General features: G+C 68.7%; 8 protein-coding genes. 2 read left to right on the top strand and 6 right to left on the bottom strand.

The features are described from left to right. A partial coding sequence (locus TX88_RS18460; RefSeq protein WP_044518649.1) for a sigma factor occupies positions 1–428 on the bottom strand: 428 nt, incomplete at its 3' end. Further along, entirely contained in the window at positions 429–836 is a 408-nt protein-coding gene (locus TX88_RS18465) for a YciI family protein (protein WP_044518650.1), read from the bottom strand. Positions 837–1,069: 233 nt separating this feature from the next. Here TX88_RS18465 and TX88_RS18470 point away from each other — a divergent pair, with 233 nt between their 5' ends. Both TX88_RS18470 and TX88_RS18475 read left to right on the top strand, forming a co-directional pair. Next, positions 1,070–1,306 (top strand): hypothetical protein, encoded by a 237-nt coding sequence (locus tag TX88_RS18470; protein ID WP_044518651.1) that lies wholly within the window; start codon positions 1,070–1,072, stop codon positions 1,304–1,306. A gap of 26 nt (positions 1,307–1,332) precedes the next feature. Further along, positions 1,333–2,181, top strand: a complete 849-nt coding sequence (locus tag TX88_RS18475) for an SMP-30/gluconolactonase/LRE family protein (RefSeq protein ID WP_044518652.1) — start codon at positions 1,333–1,335, stop codon at positions 2,179–2,181. 8 nt (positions 2,182–2,189) lie between these two features. On the opposite strand, the gene TX88_RS18480 is transcribed toward TX88_RS18475, so the two are convergent. From TX88_RS18480 to TX88_RS18495, 4 genes are all read right to left on the bottom strand, one after another. Continuing rightward, complete coding sequence (locus tag TX88_RS18480) at positions 2,190–3,749, bottom strand: threonine/serine exporter family protein (RefSeq protein ID WP_044518653.1); 1,560 nt, start codon at positions 3,747–3,749, stop codon at positions 2,190–2,192. Positions 3,750–3,813: 64 nt separating this feature from the next. Beyond that, positions 3,814–4,473: a class I SAM-dependent methyltransferase gene (locus TX88_RS18485; RefSeq protein WP_084621934.1), complete on the bottom strand. Its 660-nt coding sequence runs from the start codon at positions 4,471–4,473 to the stop codon at positions 3,814–3,816. Between the two features lie 186 nt (positions 4,474–4,659). After that, positions 4,660–5,688 carry a DUF2278 family protein gene (locus TX88_RS18490; protein ID WP_044518654.1) on the bottom strand — a complete coding sequence of 343 codons (1,029 nt, stop codon included), beginning with the start codon at positions 5,686–5,688 and terminating at the stop codon, positions 4,660–4,662. Between the two features lie 119 nt (positions 5,689–5,807). Further along, a complete protein-coding gene (locus tag TX88_RS18495) occupies positions 5,808–6,725 on the bottom strand; it encodes an extracellular catalytic domain type 1 short-chain-length polyhydroxyalkanoate depolymerase (RefSeq protein ID WP_049925070.1) in 918 nt (305 codons plus the stop codon). Between the last annotated feature and the right edge of the window lie 246 nt (positions 6,726–6,971).

Here is a 6,971-nt window from a genome sequence, read left to right on the forward strand (position 1 = left end):
ATCGTCGATTCCGGCACCAGATAGGCCTGCGCGATCTGACGCGTGGTCAGGCCGCCGACCGCGCGCAGCGTCAGCGCGACCGCGGACGACGAGGTCAGGTTCGGGTGCGCGCACAGGAAGTAGAGCTGCAATGTGTCGTCAGCAGCCGGCGTGGGTCCGGCGGCCGGTTCGGTCGCGACCCTGACCTCACGGTTGCGCCGCGTCACATCGGAGCGGGCGACGTCGAGGAAACGCCGCCACGCCGTGGTGATCAGCCAGCCCTTCGGATCGTCGGGTTGGCGGCTCGGCCACGTCTCCCAGGCCCGGACCAAGGCTTCCTGCACGGCGTCCTCGGCCGTCGCGAAGTCGGCCCCGCGGTGGACGAGGGCAGCCAGGACACCGGGAATCAGATCCCGCAGCTGCTGCTCGTCCACCGCACCGGGGGCCATCTACTCGGTGACGGTCGGCGCGGCCGTCAGGAACGGGCGCACCTCGAGCCACTCGTGGATCGGCTTGCCGCCCGCCCCGGGTGCCGCCGACAGTTCTCCGGCCAACGCCACGGCGCGCTCGTAGGAGTCGACGTCGACGATCATCCAGCCTGCGATCAGATCCTTGGTCTCGGCGAACGGGCCGTCGGTCACGGGTGGCCTGCCCTCGCCGTCGTAGCGGACCCAGGCACCCTCCGGGGCGAGGGCCTGGCTGTTGACGTACTCACCGGTGTCTTTCAGCCGGTCGGCGAAGTCGTTCATGTACTGGATGTGGGCCTGGATCTCGTCCGGTGTCCACTGGTCCATCGGGATGTCGTTGACGGATGCGGGCGCGCCTCGGTAGTGCTTGAGAAACAGGTACTTGGCCATGTGATTCTCCCTTCAGATTCGCGACCCTAGTTGGTCGCTCACCCCTGGGACGGAGCCATCGCGGCGTTGTCGACATCGAAGACCGAAATATTTCTGATCTCGGTGTCAGGCCGTGTCGCGCTGGTTCAGGATGACGTATGACCCCGTCGCCGACCTCAAGTGCAGACTCAATCACTTCGTTTGGCTAAGCTTCGGGTATCCAAGTTCAGAGTCAAGCACCGAGGTGGACATTCATGTTCGGAAGCAAGGCAACCCTGGCCACCATCGCGGCCACCGGCCTGATCGGGGCCGCCCTCGGCCTCGGCACCGCCATCGCGGGCGCGGAACCGGATCCGAGCCTCCCGCCGCCGCCGAACGCGCCGAAGAAGCCGGCCGAGACGTGGCAGGGCAAGCCGATGGTCTGGTGGAACCTGCCTGCCGGCGGCCACTGGGGCGTCTGGGTCAACGGCGACTTCCTCCCGTTCACCTGATCGGTTGAACCGGACCTGAGGGCCCGATGACATCCGTCGAGGCCCTCGCCGCTGTCCCGTTCGTCGACGGGATCGTCTACGGCGAGGGGCCTCGTTGGCACGGTGACCGCTTGTGGTTCACCGACGGCCTGGCCGGCCGGGTGTACTCGGCCGGCGCGGCCGGAGACCTCGCAGTCGAGGTCGAACTCGCGCGGGCTTCCGGACTCGGGTGGCTACCCGACGGAACTCTCGTGGTGTCGACGCTGTTCGCAGCGCAGCTGCACCACGCCGACACGCGCGGAAACGTGACCGCGACCTACGACGTCAGCGATCTCGCGTGGTCCACCAACGATCTGCTGGTCGCGCCGGACGGCCGCACGTACGTCGACCTCTACATCGCCGACGGCGGCGGCCTGACCGGCGGGATCGGCCTGGTCGCCCCCGACGGCACCGTGCAGGTCGTGGCCACCGGGTTGTCCATGCCCAACGGCCTGGCGTTCCTGCCCGATGAGTCGACCCTGGTGATCAGCGAGACGCACGGCTCGCGGCTGCTGGCGTTCACCGCCGGCTCCGACGGCAGCCTCGGTTCACCGGCCGTGTTCGCCGACCTCGGTCCTGACCGGCACCCCGACGGGTTGTGCGTCGACGCTGCGGGAGGGGTCTGGGTCGGTTGCTATGACACCGGGGAGTTCCTGCGCGTGGTCGCCGGCGGCGAGATCACCCACCGCATCGAGATCGATCGCGGATGGGCGGTGGCCCCGGCGCTCGGCGGCCACGACGGGCGAACGCTGTACCTCGTGGTCGACGACACCACCCACGAAGGGCTTCTGGCCGGCTCCTCGACGGGCCGGATCCTGCAGGCGCGCGTCGACATTCCCGGACTGGGATCACCCTGATCCCGTGATCAGCTGCCGGGCTCGCCGCTCTCGTCGTCCTCTGGCTCTTCGGCCGGAGCTGCTTCCAGCGGGACGCTTTCCTCACGTGGCGGGTTGACGGCCGAGGTGTTGTCGGCCGGTTGCAGCCGGACCACCTGACCCACTGCCCGGCGCAGTCCCGGCGGCCCCTCTTTGCGGAAGAACTCACCGATGCGTCCGGCGCGGTACCGCAGTGGCGAGCCGAGCAGCTCGCCCATCACCACGCCGCTGCCGAGTGCCAACGCCGTCGCCGCCGCGGTCAGCAGGTGTGCGAGCCCTTCACCGAAGTTCTCGTCCACGGCGAAGGCGAACACCGCCCAGAACACCGCGAGGCCGGGCAGCATCGGCATGATGCCCGCGGTCGCCGTCACCAGCGCCGGAGACTGCCGGCGAATGGAGATCAACGTGGCCAGGAAACCGACACCGACGGCCGCGATCCCGGTGGCCGCCCACTGGCCGAACCCGGCCGTCCCCAGCCCGATCAATGTCAGCTCGGCCAGCCCGGCCGCCAGCCCGGCGGTGGGCAACGAACGCAACGGCGCATAGCTGGCCATGGTCAGGCAGATCCCGGCCAGCGCGGCACCCAGAACCGCCAGGACTATCGGTAGAGGTCCTCTCGGGGTGATGAAGGTACCGGCCGTGTTGACGTGCAGCTCGATCTGAACCCCGAGCAGCGTGGCGGCCTGCAGTGCGCCGGTGATGCCCACGACGATTCCCGCCGTGAGAAAGACCGCGTCGCCGAGCCGCGCGACCGCGGTGACCATGTAACCGGTCAGCGCGTCCTGGACGGCACCTACCAGGGTCATCCCGGACAACAACAGCACGATCCCGGTGGCGACCAGCGCACTGAGTCCCTGACCGGTGTAGCGGTAGGCGGCCAGGGCGATCAACGTCGCGATCGCCGCCCCGACCGCATGCTGGAAGAAGAACGGCGTGCCGATTCGGTTGAGCAGCCGGCCGACCCGGTCGATCAGCGCGGCGGTGAGGCTGGCCAGCAGACAGGTCAGCCAGTTGCCGCCCAGCAGCATCGCGATGCCCAGCGCGAAACCCGCCCACCCGGCGGTCGCGAGCCACCGCGGGAACGGATGCGGGCTCTCGGTCAGATCGTCCATGGCCTCGTGCGCCTCCTCCACGGTGATACCGCCGGAGGTGATGCGCCGGACCAATCGATCGAGCTGGGCGAGCCGGGTGTAATCCGTCGACCTGGTCCGCACCGCCCGCATGATCGTGACCGGCGGGCTGTCCGCGGTGGGCAGTGCCGACACGATGATCGTCGCGACGGTGATGTCGACGACGCAGTCGGTGAGTCGGTAGGCCTGTGCGACGTCCTGCGTGGTGGCCACGACATCGGCGGTACCGGAGCCCGACGACAGCATGACCTCCGCGAGCCGGATGGTCAGGTCGAGCACCTTGCGGGTGTGTACGTCACCCATCCCGGCCGACGCGCGACTGCGCCGGCCGGCGACCGGTGCCGGGTCGCGGCGCCCTCGCAGGGCCATGCGCAGCCCACCGCGTAAGCGGTCCCTGCCGTTCAGACCTTCCTCAGCCATCGTTGAAAAGCGTACTGATGAACGGTCGGGTGCTGGTGGAACCGGGCCCCGGCAGGCGGTGTCGTCAGCGGGCGCGGTCGGCGGCCCGGATCACATCCGAGCCGACAAAGGTGAAGATCTGCTCGCCCGCTACCAACGGTTCCGGGTGCGCGGTGAAGCGATGAGCGCCGACGCCGTAACTCACATCCGGTGGCGACACCCAGACCAGGTCGAACCCGCGCTCGTCAAACCAGTTGAGGATCAAGGGAACCCGGTCGGGGACGGTGCGCCCGCGGGTCCACAGCACCGTTCCGCCGGTCTTGGTGAGCTGCGGGAGGAAGCCGATGGCCCGATCGATGTCCTCATCGGTGATGTTGCCGAAGATTCCGCAGGCCACCACGATGTCGGCGGGCGCCAGGTCCGCGTAGTGGTCGATGAGCGAGGCGTCACCGGTCACCACCTCGACACCGGTCAACCGGTACCTGTCCACCGTTTCGGCGGCGACCGCGGCGTTGCGCGGATCCAACTCGACCAGGCGCGCCCGGACGTCGTCGCGCCGCGGATGCTCGGCCAGTACCTCGAGTAGGTCCCGGCCTTGGCCGGCGCACAGGCTGACGATCCGCAGCGGGCCGGCCGGAGCATCGTCCAGCGCTTGTTTGATCAGGGTCTGCACGGCGCGAAGCCGGTGCGCCAGCGCCGAATCGGGTCGGTCATAGTCCTCATGCCAGCTGTGCCAGTCCACCACGCGAGAAACCCTATGGCCGAGCACCGTCGGCCGCGGCCCCGCGGACCGGTCCGGGCATGCCGCACTTGACCGGGTGCGAACCCGGACGCTTCGTGAATTCATTTGGCACAGAGCGCTGTTCGATCCTTGCGACCGCGCCGATCGGAGCGCGGACGGGGTTAATCGCTGCGTGATGAATATTGGCGACTACCGCTGGAATCGCACATAGCGGTCCACGACGCCCGCCTCGGTCTGCGAATACGTGACACTGTCCACCTGGGTGCCGTGATCGTCGACCAGCAGCAGGTTCCCGCCCGAATTGCCCAGCTGGGCACCTGATCCGTCGAGCACGATGACCGCCGACGCGCCGCCGGCCAGGTCGGCGTCCAGCTTGCTCTCCCTGCCGTTGCGGTCGACCAGCCGCCAACCGTGCAATGACACCGGCGTGGTCGCGTAGTTGCCGACCACCACCGCTTCGTGTCCGGGATCCGGGCCGGTCGGATTGATCAGCGCCCGCTCCAGATATGCCAGGCCGGGCGTCGCCTGGCCAACAGGCGCGGGCCCGATCAACCGGGACAGCGGTTGCGCACCGGGGGCGGCATTGCCCTGCGGGTCGGTCGGCACCCGCTGGGTCTGAAACGCCAGCAGGATGCCGACGACCCGGTCGGGGAAGGCCAGCAGGAGTCCGCCGTCATGGAAGGCGCCGTTGTCGCCGCTGTGAGCGCCGACGTTGCCCTGGTTCATGTGGATGTCGTGGACGCCGTGCAGGCCGTCGGTGTTGCCGAAGTCGGTATCGATCGGCTTGTGCAGATTGCGGTCGAACTTCGCACCGAAGGCGTAGAGCTCACCGCCCGCGGCCTGGCATTGGGTCAGGTAAAGGCTCAAAAGGTCCTGCAGGTCATCGGCGTTCGCGTTGCCGCTGGGCGGAAGCGCCCGGCCGAGCGCGAAATCGAACATCGGTGCCTTGACGTAGTCCAACGATGCCGCCGAGGTGGCCTGGGTGATGGAGAAGCCCGACGCCACGGCGGCCAGGCCGTTCACGATCGGGTGCCCGACCAGCGGATCCACCACCCAGAAGACGACCTCGCTGCCGTCGTTGGACTCGACGTTGACCGCAACCCGCCACGGTTGTCCGGAGTCGTCGACCGCCCGGATCTGGAGGTGGGGGCTGGATTGCCCGTCCTCTCGCACGAACCGGTCCGGTCGTGCGCGCAGGACGCCGTAACTGATCGCCATGATCGACTCCTGTCGTTTCGATGCGGACACAAGGGCTTTCACGTGCCCGCACTCGCAAAACGTATCGGTCCGACGCGACCCGGACACGCGTAGCCGACTACGCGATTCAGCGGCGGGGCCTATCTGCCGTGTGAGGCGAAGAACTGCCCGGAAGCATCCGAGGCGTCGAACGCCCGGCTGGCCGCTCCGACGGACTGCACGGGAAGGATCTCGGGTACGCCCGGCCAGGTGTGCCCGCCGCCGTCGACCCGCATGAACACCACCGAAGTTCCCGCGGCACACCCGTCGGAGGCGATGCGGTGGGTTTCGGCGCCGTCCCCGGTGCTGGGCAGCGCCTCGTCAGACGGAGCCGGGCAGCCGTTGATCTGGCGCCACCGGTCCACCATCGCCGGTCCCGACACCACGGTGCTGCCGCCGCCACGCCCCGTCATCGGCCCCCCGTTGAACGGCACGACGGGGTCGGCCGTCCCATATGTGGCGAGTACCGAAACGGGCCGCGACGGATTGCAGCCCACATTCGTCCCGAGCGTGCCGGCGACCGGGGCGATCGCGGCGAACAGGTCGGCGCGATCACACGCCAGCCGGTTGGCCATGAACCCGCCCGCCGACAGGCCCGTGGCATATACCCGGCCTCTCGGGATGCCGTTCTCCGCCACCAGACGATCGACGAGGGTCGCGATGAAGCCGACATCGTCGACCCCTTGACGGTCCGGCACAGAGGCGCCGCGGCCGTCGGCCCAGCTGTAATCGATGCCGTCGGGGTAGACGACGGCGAACCCGTAGGCGTCTGCCACCGCGTCGTAATGGGTGAGCGCCGCCTGGTCGGCTCCGGTCGCACCGGCGGCATGCAGGTTGACGACCAGCCCGGAGGGCGGGCCTCCGGCAGGTAGATGGAGCCGATACGTACGCATCGTGCCGCCGTAGTCGATCTGCGCCGACGGCATGGGTACTGCCGATGCCGGCGCGGCCGCGGACCACGAGAGCACGACAAGTGCGGCGGATACCAGCGCTCTGAGACGTCCCGGCGTGAAAAGCACCGGGGCAGAATAGGTATCACGGGCGAACTTTCGGGCAACGCCACGTGACCTACCGGAGAAGATCCCCCCGGCACCCGTCGTGATCCACTTCCACGTCATCCCCGGCCCCACCGATTCGTCGTCCAGCAAACGAAGCCCCGACGCTACCCGCTCACTGTGACGAGTGGGGCGAGATAACCCGATTCGACGACGACCGGCCAGGAGGACGACTGATCAGATCGTCAGGACCATGCGGTAGCGGGCCTG

It is taken from the genome of Mycolicibacterium septicum DSM 44393, assembly GCF_000455325.1.
GTDB lineage: Bacteria > Actinomycetota > Actinomycetes > Mycobacteriales > Mycobacteriaceae > Mycobacterium > Mycobacterium septicum.